Origin of the sequence: Sphingomonas hengshuiensis (assembly GCF_000935025.1) — a bacterium.
GTDB lineage: Bacteria > Pseudomonadota > Alphaproteobacteria > Sphingomonadales > Sphingomonadaceae > Sphingomonas > Sphingomonas hengshuiensis.
Map to the genome: position 1 here is coordinate 2325492 of NZ_CP010836.1, position 20457 is coordinate 2345948.

Sequence of the window (20457 nt, forward strand, 5' to 3'; positions counted from 1 at the left end):
CCGCGCATTATTTTCCCGCGACCGGCTCGAGCAGCGCGAGAACCACGTCGTTCGAACGCATCGGCAGGCGCAAGTTGTAGGTTCCGTCCGCACCGACCCGAACGCGTGCGCTTCGCTCCGGCAGGTCGCGGGTGCGGTGCTGCAATTCGGCCAGCTGACCGGCGGACAAAATGGTGGGCGACCCCATCTCCAGATAGCGCGTATGCGCGTCATTGGCGTGGTAGCCCGTGCGGCGGACAGTCAGTCGATAGCTCCCGCGCGCGAGGCCGCTGAACCGCACCTCGGTCGCCGCTGCGGCCTGCGCGGGCAGCACCGTGGTAAAGAAGGGCCGGTTGCTGCTTTCCTGCCTGGGCTGCTGCCAGTTCCACAGCAGCACCCCGGTGCGCCCCTTGTCGGTCGCGGCCATCGCCTGGCTGTCGCCGAGCGCGACTTCGGTTCCGCGCAATAGATTGAGATATTTATAGGCGAAGAAGGCGGGCTTCCGGATGCCCTCGCGGTTGAGCAGGCCGAACCCGCCATGAAAGGGCGTGGGCGGCGGGCCGGGCTCTTCGAACAGGTCGCTATAGGCCCAATAGCTCATGCCCTGCGCATCGGCGCGCGTCGCCCGCAGCTTGGTCAGGATATAGGCGGCGGCGATATAGGAATCATGCACGGGGTCGCGCGGATTGTAGCTGGCGCTCCATTCGGTGAAGAACAGCGGCAGCCCCTTATGCCGCGTCGCATCGATCTGCTGACGCACCCGGCGGACATCGCCGGAGACCGCATCGGGGTTGGTCGAAAGCTTGTTGTCGTCCTGACCCTTTTCGTCGAGAAAGCCGCCATCGACGCCGTAAGTATGGGTGGCGATGAAATCGACCGGCAGCCCGCGCACATCGGCATAGGCCAGGAACTCGGGCACCCAGGCAGCGCCGGCGGTGGCCGGTCCGCCGACGCGCAGGTTCGGATCGATTGCCTTGATCGCGCGGACACTGGCTTCGTAGAGTTCGAAATATGCCTTCTGGTCGGCGCGCTCCCAGAAGCCGTCGAGATTGGGCTCGTTCCACACCTCGAAATACCAGCTGCGCACTTCGCGCACGCCATAGCGGCTGCGAATGTGCCGCACGAACGCGTCGACCAGCGCGCTCCACGCCTGGGTCTCGGGATGCGAGCTATTGCCCTTCCAATAGAAGATCGTCTGGTCCGACGTCTTCATCGCATCCGGGGTGAATCCGAGTTCGACGAATGGCTTGATGCCGATTGCCTTGAAGGCATCGTATAATGCGTCGATCCGGGTCCAGTCATATACGGTCTTGCCATCGACCACCCGAACCGTCCCGAGCACGTCGTGGAAGATCGCGTGAAACCGGATGTAGCGAAAGCCGAGCTCACCGGTCGCAGTCCTGAGCTGGGCAAGGCTGTCGGGCCGGATCAGCGTGCCGGGATAGTCCGCGCCGACCGAGAAGTTGAACGAGCGATCGAGCGGTCCGGACAGCCTGGCCAGATCGACGTCGATCCGCCTCGTTTCTTCGTGCGTCACCGTCTGCGGCTGGGCATTGGCCGCCGCCGGCGCCAAACCTGCCAGCGCGGCCGCGGCGAACCATGCCTTTACGTATCCGCGAATGTCCGACCCAAGCATCATTGTTCCAGCCCTGTCACTGCGGCGCTCTCGCCGGCGTTTCCGCGCGGCGGCGCGGTCGTTCCGCGAAATGCGAGTTGGTAGTCGCGAGTCACCTTGCGGACCGGCGGCTCCCTGCCCTGCTCGATCGCGTCCAGCTCCTCGTTGAGCTGGCCCACCGCCCATACCGCCATCGCGCCGAGCGGCGGCGCGACGGTGGTGAGCGGAGGAAACATCATCCGCGCGATCTCTGCGTCGTCGAAGCCGCACACCGAGAGCGAGCCCGGGACCGAGACTCCCCAGCTGCCCGCAACGCTGACCACCGCCGCGGCCATCGCGTCGTTGCTGGCGAAAATCGCCGTCGGACGCGGGGTGAGCGACAGCATCTGCTCGGCGATCGCGATCGTGCCCTGGAAACTATAGTCCCCGGTCCATTGTAGCGACGCGTCCGGCTCGACGCCGAACTGGGCGAGGGCGGATTCAAAGCCCGCGCGCCGCCGCGCCGACGACCGCTGTCCCGCGGGCCCGGCGATGAAGCCGATGCGCCGATGCCCCAGCGCCAGCAGCCGCACGGTCAGCGCAAAGGCGGCGCGCCGGTCGTCGATACCGATAGCGGACACATCGGGATCGTCCTCATCGCAATCGATCGCGACGATGCGAATGCCCGCCTGGCTCAGCGCCCGCCGCAGCTTGAGATTGTCACACAGCGGCGCGGTCAGCACCACGCCGCGCACCCCCATGCCCCTGAGCCTGGAAACCGTGTCGGCCGGGCCATCCTTGTCACGCACCCGCAGGAACGAAAGCCTGTCGCTCGACAGCGCTGGCGCATCCATCACCGCGCAGAGCATGTCCGCGAGCATCGTCGCGCTCGGCGTGTCCAGAAGCAATGCGATCGCGGCGGCCTGGCGCCCGGCGGCCAGCGCCTTGGCGGCGGCGTTGGGCACGTAATTCAGCTCGCGGATCGCGCGTTCGACCGCCTCGCGCGTCCGCGGCTTCACGCGCCCCTCACAATTGACGACCCGCGAGACCGTCATCGTCGAGACCCCGGCGCGCGCCGCGACGCTGTGAAGCGTTACCCTTTCCGGCGGCGACGCCAGCGTCCGGCGCACAGTCATGCCGCGCAATGCCTGGCGATGAACTCGCCATGCGACGGCATCGCCGCGGCGGTTATGGCTATCCTCTCACGCAGGTTGACCAGGAAGCGCCCGGTCTCCTGAAGCGGCATGGCGAGCACCAGCGGGTCGCACCCCCGCGGCATGATATCCTGCCCCATCAGAACCGCGCACCAGCTGTCTTCGGTGAACAGGTCATGCTGCTCGCGCAGGAGGCGCGCTTTCCCGCGCCACAGATCGATCTTGGTCGCCAGACTGTCGGGAAGGTCCATGGTGCGGCAATGATGCCAGAACGCGGAATCGTCGCGCTCGCCGGCATGATAGTGCAGGATGATGAAGTCGCGCACCAACTCATATTCGCGCGTCAGCCAGCGGTTGTACGCGTCGATCTCGACCCGGTCGAAGCCGGTGTCGGGAAACAGCGCCATCAGCCTGAATATCGCCGACTGGATCAAGTGGATGCTGGTGGATTCAAGGGGCTCGATAAAGCCGCTCGACAAGCCGATCGCCACGCAGTTGCGATCCCAGAATTTCTCGCGCCGCCCCGCCTCGAAGCGCAGCATACGCGGTTCGCCGCAGGCCGGTGAATCGAGACCATTGGTGAGTTCGCGGTGCGCCGCCTCGTCGCTCAGATGCGCGCTCGAATAGACATGGCCGTTGCCGACGCGGTGCTGGAGCGGAATGCGCCAGCGCCAGCCCGCCGGTCCGGCGGTCGAGCGGGTATAGGGCAGCGGCGGCCCCGCGCTTTCGCTGGGCATCGCGATCGCGCGGTCGCATGGCAGCCAGCGCTGCCAGCTGCGATAGCCGACGCCCAGCGCCTCGCCGAGCAGCAGCGAGCGGAACCCGCTGCAATCGATGAAGAGCGCGCCCTCGACTCGCCTGCCGTCCTCCAGCGCCAGCGCCAGCAGGAAACCCGTCTCCGCGTCCCGCTCGACCGACGCGATCCTGCCCTCGATCCGGCGCACGCCGCGCTTCTCCGCATAGCCGCGCAGGAACAGGGCATAGCGCGCCGCGTCGAAATGAAAGGCATAGGCGAGCGAAGACAATACCGTCGCCGGATCGGGAGAGGGCCGGGCAAAGCGCCCCTGCCGCGCCGCGACCGCGGACAGGCAATAATCCTCGATCCGCCCGATATCGGCCTCCGGACCGCCCAGCAGCCGATGGCGCAGCCACAATTGGTGAAATTTCAGCCCGCCAATATCCCGGCCGATCGGCCCGAAGGGGTGGATGTAGCGCGCGCCGATCCGTCCCCAATCGACGAACTCGATGCCCAGTTTGAACGTCGCCTGGGTCTGTCGAACGAAATCATTCTCGTCGATGCCGAGCATGCCGTTGAAATCGTGGAGCGGGGGGACGGTGGCCTCGCCGACCCCCACGGTCCCGATCTCCTCGGACTCGACCAGCGTGACCGACACCTCCGGCCCCAGCGCCCGCGCCATCGCCGCCGCCGTCATCCAGCCGGCAGTACCCCCGCCGGCGATGACCACGCGGGTGATCCGCTCCACCATTTGTGCGCCGCTCATGCCGCCGCGGCGCGGGGGCCGAAGCCCCGCGTCATCGCGAAATCGACCAGCTCGCGGTTGGAGGGCAGGTTGCGCACCGCGAAATCCGCCTGGCGCCGGACGTCCGCGAACGCCGCCCGGGCATCGTCACGGTAGCGATAGATGCCGGCCTTGGCGCTCAGGTCGGTCTTCCAGCCCATGCCGTAGAGAACATACTGCCAGCTGCTCTCGGGAAAAATGTCGATGTTGGAATCGATGTCGATCTCGGTCGGGGGGCGGAAGCGCCAGCGATCGAGCAGTTCGTGCAAGCTGTCGCGCGACGTCGATCGCTCGACATTGTCGCGCCAGAAATCGGAATCGCGCCGTTTGCTAATGCAGTAATGAAGCTTGATGAAGTCGAGCGCGCGCTCGTAGCGCCGCCGCATGATTTCGTTGAACTGGCGCGCCGAAGTCTCCTGGTCGCCGCCCCAGGGGAACAGGTTGGCGACCAATGCCGCCGCGACTTCGACAAAGGCGATGCCGGTCGCCTCGAGCGGTTCGAAAAAGCCGCTCGACAAGCCGATGGCGACGCAGTTTCCGCGCCAGCTGATCTCCCGATACCCCGCCTCGAAGCGGAGCTTGCGGATTTCCACGCCCTCCGCCCCGGCGCCGATATAGGAACGCAGCACTGCCTCGGCGCGCGCGTCGTTGCTATGGTCCGACGAATAGACATGCCCGATGCCGCGGCGGCTATCGAGGCCGATGTCCCAGACCCAACCGGCTTCCTGCGCCGTCGAGAGCGTGCAGGACGCGATCGGCGCATCCGACGCGGCATAGGGCAGCTGCGCCGCCAATGCCGTGTCGCAGAACAGCACGTCGCGGCACGAGCGAAACGGCACGCCCAGCGCCTTGCCGATCAGTTCGGCACGAAAGCCGGTGCAATCGATATAGAGATCAGCCTCCAGCACGCCGTTTGCCTCGGTGCGCAGGCCGGCGATCGCACCGTCTTCGCCGATCAGCACTTCGGTCACGGTGTCGGTCAGATGCGCCACGCCGTTGGCGATCGACTGGTCCCGCAGGAGCTTCGCCAGCGCGACCGCGTCGAAATGAAAGGCGTAGTTGAGCGGCCCGGTGAAATCGGGATGCGAAGGCAGCTTGGGCGCGCGGCATGCATCCACCGCCCGCCGCTGCGGGCTGCTCGCTTCGTCCCAGGGGGCGTCCCCGCCCTCGCCGATCAGCCAATAGGGCAGCAGGTCGAGCCCGCCGCGGCTTTCCGGCGCCTGGAACGCATGAAGGAATTCGTCGCGCCGACCAGCGCCAGTCCCCGCCCAGCCGAGGAATTTGGCGCCTTGCTTGAAGGTCGCGCCGCATCGCCGGACGAGATCGGCTTCCGCCACGCCGATCGTCGATACTGTGTTGCGAATGGTCGGGAATGTCCCCTCCCCGACCCCCAGGATCGCGATCTCGCGCGATTCGATCAGGCGTATCGACACGCCTCCGGGGAGGTCCGCCCCAAGCCGTTTGGCGAGATACCCGGCGGTCAGCCAGCCGGCGGTCCCGCCCCCTATGATCAACACGCGCTTCGACATCGTCCCTCCTCGAGAGCGTGGCCGCCGAACCCGGTTCGGCGGCCGCCGCGCCCGACCCGTTTTAGAAAGCCAGGTTCACGCCGAAGCTAACGCGCCTGTCGCTCTGGAACCAACTCCGGACGTAGATGGCGTCGTTGTTATAGCCTCCCATCAAGGTGCGCTGGGTCGCGTTGAGCACATTGGTTCCCCGCAGCGAGAAGGACAGGAAGTCGGTCGCCTTGACGATCAGGCCGACATCGACCTGGCCATAGGCGTCGCCATAGACCGGCAATGCGATCGCCGTGCTCTGCGCGGTGCCGCCCGGAGTGGCGACGTAGCTATAGGTCGGCGTCGTCCCGTTGGAATTGGTCGATTGCAGATATTTCGACCGCCACGAATAGGCCACGCGCGCCGACACCCTTCCGCGTTCGTACAGCGCGGCAATGTTGTAGTTGTGCTTGGAAAGGCCCTGGAGCGGCGCATCGTTGCGGATGGTGCCAAAGATATCCCGATAGAGATCCCCCGGATTCTTGCTGTCGACAAAGGTGTAATTGGCCTCGGCCCCGAACCCGGCCAGCAAACCCGGCAGCATGTCGAGAAACGCGCGGCCGCCAAGTTCCACGCCCTTCACCGTGGCCGCCTCCGTGGCGGTCGCCACGTCCGACGCCGATGCCGTCACCACTTCGCTCGTCCCGTTCGAAAACCGGACGGTGACCTGGCGCTGGGTCAGCGAGTAGATCGGCAGGTCGGTCACCCGCTTGTAGAAGCCGTTGACGAAGAACATCGTCCCCGGTTTGACATACCATTCCGCCGCCAGATCCAGGTTGCTCGACATCGCCGGCTTCAGGAAGGGATTGCCGGTCGACGCGGTGAAGTTGGTGAAGAGATTCGGGAAGTTCTGATCCGGGGTGTTCGCCGGGTTGGTTACCGAAGCGACACCGATCTCTCCCCCGCCGCGGGTCGCGTTGAACGTCGGCAGATCCATCGTGATGTTGAATGCGGCGCGGAGCTTGACGTCCTCGCCCGGTTGCAGCTGCAGATTGACCGAGGGCAGGACCTTGGTGAACTTGGCCGTCCCTCCGCGCGGATCGGTGCGCAGCGCCAGGTCCTGGATCTGCCCGTTGCGGATGATCGTATTGGCGTTCTGGACGATGAAGCCCTGCGATTCATTCTTCACATGCACGATGCGCACGCCGAGATTGCCCGAAACGCCCATCGTGCCGGGCTGATAATCGCGGCCGAAACGCGCCTGGGCATAGGCGGCCCAGTTCTGCGTCCGCCATATGCCAAGATCGGTGTTGATGAACTCGTTGACGCGCGAGCGCGGACCGCCATAGGTGCTGGTCGGCAGCGGGCCTGCCGTCGCGCAATTGGTGTAGGTGGGATTACCCCAGTCGGCCGCTCCGCAGAAATTGGCGGGCGGGGCGCGATGCAGATCGTCGACGTCGACATTCCGTACGAGATCGATGGTCGGCCACAGCATCTGCGTCGGCACCGCGATCTGGCCATGGAAGAAATTGTCGAACGTATAGGCGTCGATATCGCCCGGCTTGGCATTGGCGAAGGTAAGCTGCGGCGCATAGTCCGCGCCGAAGCCGTTCCAGCCGCGACCCAGCGCCGTCCAGGTATAGCCGTTGTTGAGATCGCGCTCCTTGCGCTCCGACCAGCGACCGCCGATCTTGATGTCGCGCAGGAAGCTGTCTTCGAAGCTATATTGGGCATCCAGGTCGACTGCGTTCATCGTCCCGCGATTGAGCTCGTTGTGCGGCATCGCCGCCGCCCATTGATAATTGGCCGGATTGGTGAACTGGCCGGGCGCCAGCGTCGGCAGCGTCACGGTGGGGAAATCGCCCGACAGATCGAAGCCGAACGACGACGGAAATGGCACGTCGCGGAACACCGCGAGACGGTCCGCCTGCGACGTCGACAACACGTTCTGGAACGCGCCGGACAGCTTGAAGGGCCCCTGGTTCGGCTGCCAGCTGAACTCGCCCGAAATGTCGCGCGTCATCGTGTTCGAGCGCGTGCCTTCGGTGCCGCCGCCGCTGCCGATCGCGCTTCCGGTCGGGTCGAACGTATTCGGATCGCGCAGGAACAGCGAGTTCGTCGAGATCAGCCCGCCATTCGAGTCGAACTTGCTGCCCGTGCGATTGACGGTGAAGTTGGTCGAGGTCACCTGCGAGAAATGCGATTGATTCTTGTTCTTGTACCGTGACTGGAAGAAGACGCCGGACAGTTCGAGATCGGGGCTCGGCGCCCATTGCACCGCGGCGTAAATGCCGGTGCGGTCGCGCTTGAACTCCTCGTCGCCGATATCGAAACCGCCGGGGATGAACACGTCGCTCGTCTCGCCGGGCAAGCGCTGGCGGAAATAGGGCTCGGCGCGGAAGAAGTTGGACAGCGACGTCAGCCGGCTCGTCGCCACATCGACCAGCACCCCGATATCGCCGATCGCGGTGTTCCAATGGCCCGCGATCAGCCCGGACAGCGCATAGTCCTTGTCCTTGGCAAGATCGCCATAGCTGATTTCGGCGCTGCCGGCGGCGTGCCAGCCGATGCTATAGTCGAACGGCATCTTGGTCCGCAGGTCGATCTGGCCGCCGGTGCCGCCTTCGATCAGGTCGGCGGTCGAGGATTTGTAGACATCGACTGCCTGCATCAGCTCCGGGGTAACGTCGCCCCAGATCAGTGCGCGGCCGCCATTTGCGCTGAAGATCTCCCGGCCGTTGAGCCGCGACGCGACGCCGCTGAGGCCTCGCACCTGAATGCCCGACCCTTCGACCGAATAGTGATCCGGATCGTTGAGCGCGCCGAAGCGCACGATGCTGACACCGGAAACGCGCTGGAGGACTTCGGTGATCGAATTGTCCGGCAGCTTGCCGGCCTCGTCCGCGACGATCGAGTTGATGATGCTGTCGCTCTTGCGCTTCCGCTCGTCCGCGGCCTGGATGGCGGCGCGGCGACCGGTGACGGTGATTACCGCCTCGTCGTCCGCCTGATCCTGGCCGACTCCGACGCTCGCGTCGGTGCTCGCCGTCTGTCCAAATGCGGGCATCGCCAGCATGGCCGCGACGACTGTCGTCGAGACCCCCAGCCAGCGCGCAACTTTCCTATCGCGTAAAACCATAATCAAAGCCCCCTCTCCTCCCGCGACAACTCGGTTCAGCCGCGCGGCGTCGTCAACGCTGTCATCCACTTCTCGGCGGATGATCTTCATCAATAGAGCCACAGTTATGTACGTGAGTCCACGCACCAACAGCCGGATAACGCGTCGAAAAGCTTCGGTTGATCACCCCATTTAGCCACCTTAAATGTCATCAGACCGCTTGGTTAAGCCATTATCCGGTTCGCAACATATCTCCGTTCTGCGCACCCTCTCATAGTCTTTATGCGCCTCCACCAGCCCAATAGACTGTTCCACGTCGATACCGTCGCAGGCCTCGCTGCGCGCCACGCTCAATATGATCCCGTGCGTCGATCAATATGCCGCGTTTCAAGACGAGTCGCCGGCAACACCTGATGTCCGACAGCGGCTCATTTAGGACTGCGATGAAAAGGAGGGACTTCACGCGGCCGCCAATTTGGCGGATAGATGGCCGGCATGAACGCGGCCACCTTCAGATCGCCTCCCAGGATCGGCTTTCCGGTCACGGGGCTGCTGTCCGGGCTCTCCGCCCATGGGACCAGCATATGGCGCGCCCGCGCGAAATTCGCGCTGCTCATACTGCTCGCCTGGACCGCGGTCAGCATTTTCCAGGCGATCCCCGACATGGTCGACGGCTTCCTGCGGAGCGAATTGATCGCGAAGGTTCTCGACGCCTGGGCATGGGCGCTTCTCACCCCGCTGATCCTGCTGATCGACAGGCGGCTGACCGCGGCCTATCCCAATCTGCTGCGGATCGCCGCCGCACATTTGCTGCTGAGCGTGCCGTTCAGCCTGGCGCATATCTGCGTTATGGGCGCGATGTTCTTCCCGTTCCCCGAAGTGACCTGGAATCCGCTCAGAGTCCCGCAGTTCGCGATCTATTTCTACATGGGCGGCTGGGTGACCTATTGCGCCTTCGTCGGCGCGGTGCAGGCGTTCAATTTCCATCGCCGCTTGCTGACCAGCCAGGTCGAGTTGGAACGCGTCGAGAAGCGGCTGGTCAAATCGCGCCTCAACGCATTGCGGCTTCAGCTCGAGCCGCATTTCCTGTTCAATACCCTCAACGCGATCTCGGGCGAGCTCGGCGCAAATCCGAAACAGGCCCGGGAAATGATCGAGGATCTGGGCGCGTTGCTGCGCCGCTCGCTCGATTGCCAGGGCAGCACCGAGATTACCCTGGCCCAGGAGCTCGCGCTGCTCGATCATTATCTCGCGATCCAGCGCCTCCGCTTCGGCGAGCGGATCAGGATCCGCATCAAGGCCGATCCCGCCGCGCTGTCGGCGATGGTCCCGTCGATGCTGCTCCAGCCGCTCGTGGAAAACGCGATCCGCCATGGTCTTGAGGGCCGGGTCCACGGCGGAGAGGTGGTCATTTCCGCGCACCTCGCTGGCGATCACCTGCAGATCAAGGTCGATGACGACGGTGTCGGGCTGCCGCCGCACTGGCGGATGGAAACCGGCGCCGGGCTCGGGCTTCATGTGACTCATGAGCGCGTCCAGGCGCTGTGCGACGACGAGAAGCAGCGGGCGTTCACCCTCTCGCGGCGCAGGGGCGGTGGCACCAGGGTGGCGATCCGAATCCCGACCAATGCACGCGATGCCGAAGCCGGTGACAGCGCAGCCTGATCCGATCCGCGCGCTGGTGGTCGACGACGAGGCGCCGGCGCGGCGACGCATCACCGATCTGCTGGCCCGCGACGGCGATGTCGCGAAGATCCTCACCGCCGAGAATGGCGCCGACGCGATCGCGAAGATCCGCGAGGAGCGCCCCGATATCGTGTTCCTCGACATGCAGATGCCCGGCGTCAACGGGCTTGGGGTGATCGAGGCGATCGGTGCCGAGGCGATGCCGGTCACCATATTCGTCACTGCCTATGACCGTTTCGCCATCCAGGCGTTCGAGAGCAATGCGATCGATTATCTCCTCAAGCCGTTCAGCGACCAGCGCTTCGACACGACGATCGCGCGCGCGAAGGAACGGCTGAACGACCTGCGGCTTCGCAATGCCGACAGCGCGAACGCGCTTGGGCACGATCTGGTCAAGCTGGTCGCGCAACGCGCCAAGCCTGGCGCGATCTGGCACTGGATCGTGGTCAAGTCGCGAGACACCACGCGCCTGTTGATGACCGATCAGATCGACTGGATCGAAGCGGCGGGCGTGTACGTGAACGTACATTCGCAAGGCGAGGCATTTCTGTGCCGGGCAAGCCTGACCACGGTCGCAAGCCGCCTCGATCCGTTCCGCTTCGTTCGCATCCATCGCTCGAGCATCGTCAACATCCGGTCGATCGCCGCGCTCGAGCGACGATCCCATGGTGAGTTCGAAGTCCAGCTACAAAATGGGGACCGGCTGATGATGAGCCGCACCTATCGCAGCGAAGTCGAAGCGTTGCTCGGCCAGCCGCTTTGATCGGTTGCGCTGGTCTAATGACCGTGCGCGCATGCCAATTCCCGAACCCTGATTGGGCGCCGCCGACCTTGCCGGGCCGGCGGCCGGACGACATCCTAGAACTGGGTCCCCACATTGAAGGTGATCAGCTTGGCATCGTCGCCGTCGACGCTGATGATATCCTTGGCGACGTCGATGCGAAGCGGGCCGAACGGCGAGGTCCAGTTCACGCCGAAGCCGATGGAAATTCGCGGTTTCGCCGAGTCCCCGACAAAGCTCTCCAGAAACGGCGAGGTCTCGGTGTAATAGAGCGTGTTGAGCGACGTACCCACGCACGCCGCGCTCGCGCTCGCGGCGTAGCCGACCTTGCAGGTCGTGGTCTGGCCGGCATAATTCGCGTCGGTCGACGCGACGACATAATAGGGTTTGCCATTCGAATCATAGACATAGGTCTTCTTGGGCAACAGCGTCGGCGACCCGTCGGCGTTATAGAGCAGCTTGCCGGACGAGTCCTTGAGCTGTTCGAACTCGACGGTCTTGGACGGGCGGGTGATGTTGAAGACCGCACCGGCCTGGATGAAGATCGAGGGTCGCAGGCCCATTTCCCGGGCGCCGGCGCCAAGCGGAATTTCCAGCTCGGCCTTGGTCAGATAATAGGCCTTCCCCCCCAGCGCGTCGTCGGTGACCGAGTCCTTGTCGGTGTTCAGCAGCTGCGTGCCCGTAGTCGGATCTCCCGTGTAGCTGATCCGCTTGACGCGCGGCCCCACCCCGCGGATGTCGAAGCCGCGAAACTGCGGCTCGCCCAGGTAGAAGCGGTCGGTGATCCGGATGGGATCGACACCGGCGGTCGTCGACCCCTTCAAGCCGTGGATATAGCCGCCCTCCCCGGTCAGCGAGAAGATGAACCCCTTGCCGACATTCCAGTATTTGGCGCCATCGAAGCGCCCGCGCAGATAGCTGACGTCCCCGCCGAGCCCGGCAAAATCCGCGCTGAACGAAAGCCGATGGCCGCGGCTGGGCCGGATGCGGCTGTTGAGGCTGTCATAGATTAGCGACACCCCGACCAGCGAAGTGATGCGCGAGCCGATCGCCTGGCAATAATAGGTGCCGGCCTTTAGCGGGTCGCATTCGGTGTCCCCGTCGCCGTCGGTGTCCGAGTAGAACGTGCTTTTGTCGAGCGTCACGTCGTCCTTCATCAGCGTGTAGCGCGTGGACAATGTCCAATATTCGGTAAGCGGGAGGCCCGCGACGAGCTGGAAGCCCGTCGAGACCTGCTCATAGGTCGTGCTGCGATCGCTGCCGATATAGTTGAACGCGTTATAATCGCGGCGAAAGATCGTCGCGCCGAGCGCCACGTTGCTGTCGAACAGATAGGGCTCGGTAAAGCCCAGCTCGATCGACTTGGACGTGCTCGAATAATCGGCCGAGGCCGACACCGTCTGCCCCATGCCGCGGAAGTTGCGCTGGCGGATCGACGCCTGGAGGATGAAGCTCTCGAGGCTGGAGAAGCCGGCGGACAGCGTCAGCTCGCCATTGGCGCGTTCCTCGACGTTGGCCGCGAGCACGATGCGGTCGGGAGTCGACCCTTCCTTGCGCTCGATCTCGAACTTGTCCTCGAAATAGCCGAGCGAATTGATGCGGTCCTGCGAGCGCTTGACGAGGAAGGTATTGAACGCATCGCCCTCCGCGACGCGCATCTCGCGGCGGATGACCTTGTCCTGCGTCTGGCGGTTGCCGGTGATGTCGATCCGCTCGATATAGGTGCGGTTGGACTCGCCGATGTGGAAGTTCATCGTCATCGTCAGCGCGTCCTTGTCGCGCTGGAATTCGGGGCGGACGTCCGCGAACGCATAGCCGAAAGCGCCGGCAGTCTCGCTCAGCTGCTCGACGGTGTCCTCGACGGCTTTCGCGTTATACCATTGGCCTTCCTTGATCTGGAGCGCCGTGGCGAGCCGCTTGTCGTCAAAGTCGCGGATCGCGCTGTCGACCGTCACCGGCCCGAATTTATAGCGCGGACCTTCCTCGACGACATAGGTGATGATGAAGTCGCGCTTGTCCGGCGTCAGCTCGGCCATTGCCGAGATCACGCGGAAATCGGCATAGCCTTCGGTCAGGTAGAATTGGCGCAGCTTCTGCTGGTCATAGGCCAGCCGGTCCTGGTCGTACGACGTGTTCGAGCTGAAAAGCGCCGAGATGCGCGACTGCTTTGTCGCCATCGCGCCCTGCAGGACGCGGCTCCCGAACACCTTGTTGCCGATGATGTTGATCTGGCGGACCTTGGACTTGGGGCCCTCGTCGATCTCGAACACCACGTCGACGCGGTTCTGGTCGAGGCTCACCATCTTCGGCGCGACGGTGGCGGCGAAGCGACCCTGGCGGCGATACAGTTCGACGATGCGCGCGACATCGGCGCGGACCGCGGTTCGCGTGAAGAGCTGGCGCGGCCCCAGCTTCACTTCCTTGAGAATCTTGTCGCTCTTCAGGCGCTTATTGCCTTCGAACACGACGCGGTTGATCACCGGATTCTCGCGGATGCGGATCACCAGGTCGCCCGTCTCCAGGCCTTCGATCGCGACGTCGGCGAGCAGATCGGAGCCGAGCAGATCCTTGATCGCCTGGTCGACCGTCTCGGTAGTATAGGGCTCACCGGTGCGCAGCCGGGTATAGGACAGGATCGTCTCCGGCTCCAGGCGCTGGACGCCCTCGACCCGCAGGCTTTTCGTCACGCGCGGGACGGGTGCGGGTGGTGCCGGTGTGGGGTTCGACGCCTGCGGGTTCGGTGCCGCCGGCCCGCTCTGGGCGGATGCCGGCGCAGCCACGATCCCGGACAGCAACGCGCTTGCGCAGAACAACATGGCGCCACGCGGCCGAAGCCCGTGGCCGATGGGTCGTTTGGTCACCTATTACTCCACGCATGATAAGCGGCATCTACAGGTCTACGGCGAGGAGGTCGGGAACCACGGCCGCACGCTCCAGCCGATGGCTTCGGGGTTTCTGCCAAGTTTCCGGACGGGCGCCGGGGCGCGTTGCAGCCGCTTGGCGATAGCGGTGTCGGATCGGGCGTTCCCGCCTCGGGCAAGGCGGGACGCCCGATCCGCGCCGATCCGGGCGGCTTTGGGGTCCGCCCGCTCCGGCCTGCCTGGCCGCGCTCTTCCGGAAGAATACGCGGCCTGCAGCATTCAGGGTGTGCCTGGTTCGGGCACTGAAAGAGGTAACGAGGGACCGGAGCGCTTGAAGCGCCCCGCTGTCCAGGCGAGATCGCTACCGTGGAGGCTGCCGCGTTCCGCGATTGCGCCAGGGCTGTTCATCCAGCCCGCGCCACACAAGAGCAGCGGGCCCGCCGACGCCGAAATATGCACAAGAGATACTCCCGATCCACTTGTCACTCGTTCGGCGGGCCGCATTTCTCCGAGGTTTCTAGCTACTCGAAACGGGCAGTGAAACGCGTGCGACAAGGCCGCCCTCGCTGCGATTGCGGAGCGTGACTTCCCCGCCATGCGCCCGCGCGATCGCGCGCGCGCTGGCCAGTCCCAGGCCGACGCCGCCGCTTGCGCGATTCCGCGACTGCTCGATCCGAAAAAACGGCTCGAAGACCCGCTCGAGCAGCTCTTCGGGGACCCCCGGCCCCAGGTCGCGCACTTCCACCCAGGCGCGGCCGCCGCTCGTGCCGATCGCCACCGTCGCTTGCCCGCCATACAGAACGGCGTTGCGGATCAGATTGCCGAACAGCCGTTTCAGCTCCGCGCGATCCCCGTCGACGATCGCGGCGGCGCCCTCTTCGAGTCGCACGTCGTCGCCATTGTCGCTGAACGAGTCGGTCACGCTCTCCATCAGCGCGCGCAGGTCGAGGCGCTGCCGCTTGGGCGGAACGGTCAGGTCGCGAACGAGCGACAGCGTCGACGAGAGCATCGCCTCCATGTCCTTGATGTCGGTCTCCGTCGCAGCGCGCAAAGGCTCCGGCGCGTTCTCCATACGGAAGGCAATGCGCGCGAGCGGCGTACGGAGATCATGCGCGATCGCCGCCAGCAGCATCGAGCGATCTTCGATATAGCGCGAGACCCGCGCCTGCATCTGGTTGAGCGCGGATGCCGCCTCCTCGATCTCCGGCGGCCCGCGGACGGGCACGGGGGCAGAGCGCGGATCGCGGCCAAGGCGCTCGGCGGCCTCGGCGAACGCCGCGATCGGGCGCGTGATCCGCCGCGCCAGCCACCAGGCGAACGGTGCAATCGCCAGCAACGCGGCGAGCAGCCACGACAGGGCGCGCCAACGCCAGAACGTGGCGAAGCCGCGCGCCGGCCGCGCGGTCCGCCAGCTGCCGTCCGCAAGTTGCAGCGAGACCAAAAAATCGCCGAACAGCAATTCATCGCTCGGCCTCCCGAACCGCTCGCGCGGGAGGCCCCCAAAGGGTGGCGGGCCGCTCGACAAGCGCCCATCGGGGCCCACGCGCCGGGGAAAATGCGGTTCGAGGAACAACTGCAAGCGAAGCCGGGAGGCCGGAACGCCCAGCCGCTGGGTGAACAAGGCCCGCATCCGCGCCGAACTCTCGCTCTGCCGGGTGGCGAGGGTGGCGGGCGGCTCCGCGCTCAGGAGCAGGTTTCGGCTCGAGTCATGCCCCGTCTTCAACGCTGCGCTGACCTGATCGACGCTGAACAGGCGCGGGACAGGCGCGGGCAGGACGAACAGGAGCACGCCACTGATGAGCTGCGCTGCCGCGGCACTGGCCAGCATCACCAGGAATATCCGCAACAGCAGCGAAAACCGCTTTAAATTCGGCATCCGGATCAAGCGCGTTGCACCTGCGGCGAAAACAGATAGCCTTCATGCTTGACGGTGCGGATGACATCGTCGCCCGGCGCGCGCAGCTTGCGGCGAAGGCGGCTCACCTGGATGTCGATCGCACGCCCGAACGCCTCGCTATCGCGGCCCCGCGACAATTCGAGCAACGCATCGCGGCTGAGGACGCGCCGCGGATGCTGGACGAAGGCGCGCAGCACCGCGAACTCGCCATCGGTCAGGTCGATGAGCGTGGCATGGCCGTCCAGCAGTTCGTTCGACGACAGGTCGATCGTCCACTCCCCGAACGAATAGCGCTCCGGGCGCGTCACGGGCCGTTCCTGCCGGCGTAGAACGGCACGGACGTTCGCCAGGACCTCGCGCGGGGTACAGGTTTTGGTGAGGTAATAGTCGGCGCCGAATTCCAGCCCCGCGATACGATCCTGCTCTTCGCCAAGCGCGCTGAACAGCACCACGGGCGGGCCGCCGTCATCCACGAGGCGCCGGCACGCCGACAGCCCGTCCTCGCCCGGCATCATCACGTCCAGGATGATAAGGTCGACGGGCGTGCGGACCAGAGCCTGGTTCATCTCGATCGTATTCGCCGCAGTGCATACGTCATATCCATGGGCGCTCAGGCTGTTCGCCAGAAGCGTACGGATGCTGATGTCATCATCGACGACGAGAACCTTGCTCACGCTCGAGCCTCCATTGCTCCATGCCTCACCGCCCTCTTGCGCCTCCGCGACGATCGACTTCCTTCGCTGCCTCCCTCGTTCAATAACAGGCGAGTCATCGGGAGCTCCTGAGGGAGCAAGGGCGATCGTTACGGAGGCGGCGTCTGCTTCCCGTGTTTCCTGCAGATTTCACTTTCGCTCGGTCGCTGAAACCGCGGATGGCAGCCGTCCGGGCGCGCGGCGCCGACGGCGCCAGGCGGCTTGCTTCCTCCGGACTTCGAAGCGCCCGCTGGAAACCTCAGGGAAATACGGCCCCGCGAACGAGGACGCCCTCGGTCCATAGGGAGTTCAAGTGGCCATCTCCGAATCGGCAGATCCGCTGCCCTTGTCCGGCGTGGTCCGCCCATCCGGATCGGGCACAGGGGCCAGGATTCGGTCCGCCGGCCTCGGGCGGACCTCGCTTCACACAGACGCACCGCGCCGCCCCCTCACCTTGCAAGGATTCGTTACATGAAACTGCGCGTTCTGCTGCGTACGACCTGCTTCGGCTCGCTCGCGATGGCGGCCACCCCGGCATTTGCCCAAACTACCGTCAGCGCCGACAGCAGCACCGCGCTCGCGACGTCCAAAGCGGGTGACGTGACGATCAAGAACGATGTCGAGCTGAGCGTCGCGTCCGGCGCCGCGATCACCGTCGACAGCAACAACAAGGTGACCGTCAGCGAAGACGACGACGACGACAGCGACGACGAAGCCGGCCAGATCACCGCCGGCACGGGCGATGGCGCAACCGGCATCCTGATCAAGCCCGGCGTCGCCACCACCGTCACCAACGACGGCGTGATCACCGTGCTGGAAGATTACGACCCCGTCGATGACGACGCCAATGGCGTTGCCGACGGCGTGCTGGCCTCTGCCAGCAACCGCTACGGTATCTGGGCAGAGCCGGGCGGGACGGTGACGGGGACGATCACCAATACGGGATCGATCACCGTCGAAGGGCTGAATTCGGGCGGCATCGTCCTCGATTCGACGCTGGACGGCTCGCTTGTGCAACAGGGGACGATCTATGTGGCGGGCGACAACAGCGTCGGCATCCGCACCGCCGACGTAACCGGCGACATCATCCTGGAAGGGACGACCGTGGTCACCGGGGCCGGCGCGCGCGCGCTGAGCGTCGAAGGCGATGTCGGGGGGACGATCCGCATCCAGGGCACTGTCGGGCACCAGACGACCTTCACCTATGACGACGACGACAACACCATCGCGCTGTCGCGGTTCGACCTGCGGTCGGGCGCCGCGGCGGTAGCGATCGAGGCCAATGTCGCAGGCGGCATCATCGTCGCCGCGCCGCCGTCGGACGACAGCACCACGGACGACGACGAAGACGATGACGGCGTCGACGACAGCGACGAGGGCACGGGCGCCATAACGGCGTACGGCAACGGCCCGGGAATGCTCATCGCCAGCGACGAGGCGATCACGATCGGCGCGCTGCCGTCGGCGAACGGCAGCTATTCGCTGCTCGTGGAGGGCTCGATCAACGGGATCGCCAGCTATAGCCAGACCGACGCCTATGGGCTCGTCATCGGCGGCGCGGGGGGGACGGTAAGCCTTCCGGGCGGGATCGGCATCAGCGGCGCCGTGACCGCGACGACAAGCGATTCGGCGGCAACCGCGATCCTCATCAATTCCGACGCCGTCGTCAGCTCGCTCTACAACAGTGGAACGGTCAGCGCCCAGATCAATTCGACGGGCGAGGGTGAAGCCTATGGCATTCGCGACCTGTCGGGCACGCTGACGACGATCGAGAATACCGGCTTCATCAGCGCCGTCGGGTCGAACACCGATATCGTTCGCGCGATCGACCTGTCGAGCGCGACGGCGGACGTGACGATCACCCAGCACCTCAATGCGGAAGATGCCGAGACGCACGCCGACGCGGAGGAGGACCTGGACGAAGGCGAGACCGACGACACGGTCTATACTGCGATCACGGGCCATATCGAAACCGGGTCCGGCAACGACACGCTGTCCGTCTCGGCGGGGCAGATCCTCGGCAACACCTATTTCAACGACGGCAACGACACGCTGCTGCTGTCGGAACGCGCTTATTATTCGGGCAAGGTCTATTTCGGCAACGGGATCGGCACCGCGTCCCTGACCGACGATTCCTACTTCACGGGAACGATCGACTTTGGCGGCCAGGCCGGTTCGCTGACGATCTCCGACACCGCGACATTCTATGGAACCATCGGTAACGGCGCCGCCGCTTCCATCGTCGTCGAAGGCGGCGAGTTCGGCGTGTCCGGCGTCAAGAGCTTCGAAGTGGGATCGCTGACGGTGAAGCAGGGCGGCGTGCTGCGCGCCTATATCGACGGCGAAACGAAGACGAGTTCGCTGATTACCGCCGGCACCGCGACCTTCGAGAGCGGCGCGATCATAACCGCGACGGTCAGCTCGCTCGAAGATGCCGAGGGCAGCTACGTCATCCTGAGCGCGGACAGCCTGGTGGGCACCCCCACCTTCGACGATACGACCACCGAGATCCCGTTCATCTTCGATGGCTCGGTGAGCGTGGCGAACAACGAGTTGGTGCTGGACATCCGCCGCAAGCTCGCGTCCGAACTGGGCCTGCGCAGTTCCTCCGCCAGCGCCTATGACGCTATTCTGACGGCGGCGCTGGAAGACGATGTCCTTGAACAGAGCTTCCTCGACATGATGGATGGCGAGACCTTGCAGACCCAGGTCGCGCAGATGCTGCCCGACCATGCGGGGGGCCTGTTCGATTCGGTCACCCGCGCGACCCGGCTGGCGGCGCAGCATGTCATGGATCGGGACGCCATCTTCGACATCACCGAGCCCGGCCAGATGGTCGCCTGGGCAGAACCGGTCGTCTGGCGCAGCAACCGGCGCGCGACCGGAGTAAACGCCTATAAAACGAGCGGATGGGGGTTCTCGGGCGGCGCCGAGTGGCTGACCGACATTGGCTATGTCGGCGGTTCGGTCGCTTGGCTTGGGGGCAAGGTCACCAACAATGGCGGCAGCGGGGTTATCGATACCTCGCAATATGACATCGGCGCATTCTGGCGCAGCGCACGGTCGGGGCCGCTCTTCGGCTATGCCCGGGTGGGTGCCGCGCGCACCAACTTCTCGAGCGAGCGAACGGTCGACCTGACCGCCAGCGACACCGACTATAGCTATACCAGTTCGGCGGACTGGGGCGGGTGGCTCTTCTCCGGAATGGGCGGAGTCTCGTACGACATCACGCCGACCTCGCGGCTGAAGATCCGGCCCAAGCTGGGTGTGGAGTGGTTCCAGCTCCGCGAAAACTCGTACGACGAAAGCGGCGGCGGCGACGCGATCAACCTGTACGTGGCAAAGCGCACGAGCAGCTCGCTCAGCGCCTCCAGCACCGTCGCCTTCTCCTATGCACTCAAGCCCGCCTCGGACTCGGTTCCGCTGTCGATCGAACTGGAGGGCGGTCGCCGCTCGGTGCTTGCCGGAAAGCTCGGGGTGACCAAGGCCAATTTCCTCGACGGCGATACCTTCTCGATCACCCCCGAGGGTATCGACGATAGCTGGACGGCCGAGATCCGCCTTCTCGGAGGGGGCTTCGACCATACGTGGAAGATCGGCGCCGGAGCCGAAAAGACGCGGAACGGAAGCCTCAATTTCTCAACCCGCGCATCGTTCAGCATCGCGTTCTGACAGCCCG

The 20457-nt window shown here is 65.1% G+C and carries 11 protein-coding genes; 3 read left to right on the plus strand and 8 right to left on the minus strand.

Annotated elements, in window-relative coordinates; translation table 11 throughout:
• Positions 1-7: 7 nt before the first annotated feature.
• The 5 genes from TS85_RS10270 to TS85_RS10290 all read right to left on the minus strand — a co-directional run bounded on the left by TS85_RS10270 (position 8) and on the right by TS85_RS10290 (position 8882).
• Positions 8-1618, minus strand: coding sequence for a GH39 family glycosyl hydrolase (locus TS85_RS10270; protein WP_227698751.1), 1611 nt, complete (start codon positions 1616-1618; stop codon positions 8-10).
• A complete protein-coding gene (locus TS85_RS10275) occupies positions 1615-2709 on the minus strand; it encodes a LacI family DNA-binding transcriptional regulator (RefSeq protein WP_044332013.1) in 1095 nt (364 codons plus the stop codon). The genes TS85_RS10270 and TS85_RS10275 overlap by 4 nt, the downstream gene beginning before the upstream one ends.
• Positions 2706-4229, minus strand: coding sequence for a tryptophan halogenase family protein (locus TS85_RS10280; RefSeq protein WP_044332014.1), 1524 nt, complete (start codon positions 4227-4229; stop codon positions 2706-2708). Before TS85_RS10280 ends, TS85_RS10275 begins: the two co-directional genes overlap by 4 nt.
• Entirely contained in the window at positions 4226-5776 is a 1551-nt protein-coding gene (locus TS85_RS10285; RefSeq protein WP_044332015.1) for a tryptophan halogenase family protein, read from the minus strand. The genes TS85_RS10280 and TS85_RS10285 overlap by 4 nt, the downstream gene beginning before the upstream one ends.
• Before the next feature lie 61 nt (positions 5777-5837).
• A complete protein-coding gene (locus TS85_RS10290; RefSeq protein ID WP_162184711.1) occupies positions 5838-8882 on the minus strand; it encodes a TonB-dependent receptor in 3045 nt (1014 codons plus the stop codon).
• A gap of 474 nt (positions 8883-9356) precedes the next feature.
• On the opposite strand from TS85_RS10290, the gene TS85_RS10295 reads away from it, so the two are divergent.
• Both TS85_RS10295 and TS85_RS10300 read left to right on the plus strand, forming a co-directional pair.
• Positions 9357-10526, plus strand: a complete 1170-nt coding sequence (locus TS85_RS10295; RefSeq protein ID WP_162184712.1) for a sensor histidine kinase — start codon at positions 9357-9359, stop codon at positions 10524-10526.
• Positions 10510-11310, plus strand: a complete 801-nt coding sequence (locus tag TS85_RS10300; RefSeq protein WP_227698752.1) for a LytR/AlgR family response regulator transcription factor — start codon at positions 10510-10512, stop codon at positions 11308-11310. Before TS85_RS10295 ends, TS85_RS10300 begins: the two co-directional genes overlap by 17 nt.
• A gap of 95 nt (positions 11311-11405) precedes the next feature.
• On the opposite strand, the gene bamA is transcribed toward TS85_RS10300, so the two are convergent.
• From bamA to TS85_RS10315, 3 genes are all read right to left on the minus strand, one after another.
• The gene (gene bamA, locus TS85_RS10305) at positions 11406-14144 is read right to left on the minus strand and encodes an outer membrane protein assembly factor BamA (RefSeq protein WP_077228553.1); all 2739 of its coding nucleotides are present in this window, start codon (positions 14142-14144) and stop codon (positions 11406-11408) included.
• A 562-nt stretch (positions 14145-14706) separates the two neighbouring features.
• Positions 14707-16065 carry an ATP-binding protein gene (locus TS85_RS10310; protein WP_044332019.1) on the minus strand — a complete coding sequence of 453 codons (1359 nt, stop codon included), beginning with the start codon at positions 16063-16065 and terminating at the stop codon, positions 14707-14709.
• Between the two features lie 5 nt (positions 16066-16070).
• On the minus strand, positions 16071-16760 hold the full coding sequence (locus TS85_RS10315) for a response regulator (RefSeq protein WP_052507840.1): 690 nt from the start codon (positions 16758-16760) through the stop codon (positions 16071-16073).
• Between the two features lie 489 nt (positions 16761-17249).
• On the opposite strand from TS85_RS10315, the gene TS85_RS10320 reads away from it, so the two are divergent.
• A complete protein-coding gene (locus TS85_RS10320) occupies positions 17250-20450 on the plus strand; it encodes an autotransporter outer membrane beta-barrel domain-containing protein (RefSeq protein ID WP_044332021.1) in 3201 nt (1066 codons plus the stop codon).
• The last annotated feature ends 7 nt before the right edge of the window (positions 20451-20457 follow it).

What these genes read in the sequence shown, in the direction of transcription:
- TS85_RS10275 (WP_044332013.1), bottom strand. Translation starts at nt 2,709, where the DNA reads ATGACTGTGCGCCGGACGCTGGCGTCGCCGCCGGAAAGGGTAACGCTT.
- TS85_RS10310 (WP_044332019.1), bottom strand. Translation starts at nt 16,065, where the DNA reads ATGCCGAATTTAAAGCGGTTTTCGCTGCTGTTGCGGATATTCCTGGTG.
- TS85_RS10295 (WP_162184712.1), top strand. Translation starts at nt 9,357, where the DNA reads ATGAACGCGGCCACCTTCAGATCGCCTCCCAGGATCGGCTTTCCGGTC.
- bamA (WP_077228553.1), bottom strand. Translation starts at nt 14,144, where the DNA reads ATGTTGTTCTGCGCAAGCGCGTTGCTGTCCGGGATCGTGGCTGCGCCG.
- TS85_RS10290 (WP_162184711.1), bottom strand. Translation starts at nt 8,882, where the DNA reads ATGGTTTTACGCGATAGGAAAGTTGCGCGCTGGCTGGGGGTCTCGACG.
- TS85_RS10285 (WP_044332015.1), bottom strand. Translation starts at nt 5,776, where the DNA reads ATGTCGAAGCGCGTGTTGATCATAGGGGGCGGGACCGCCGGCTGGCTG.
- TS85_RS10320 (WP_044332021.1), top strand. Translation starts at nt 17,250, where the DNA reads ATGAAACTGCGCGTTCTGCTGCGTACGACCTGCTTCGGCTCGCTCGCG.
- TS85_RS10280 (WP_044332014.1), bottom strand. Translation starts at nt 4,229, where the DNA reads ATGAGCGGCGCACAAATGGTGGAGCGGATCACCCGCGTGGTCATCGCC.
- TS85_RS10270 (WP_227698751.1), bottom strand. Translation starts at nt 1,618, where the DNA reads ATGATGCTTGGGTCGGACATTCGCGGATACGTAAAGGCATGGTTCGCC.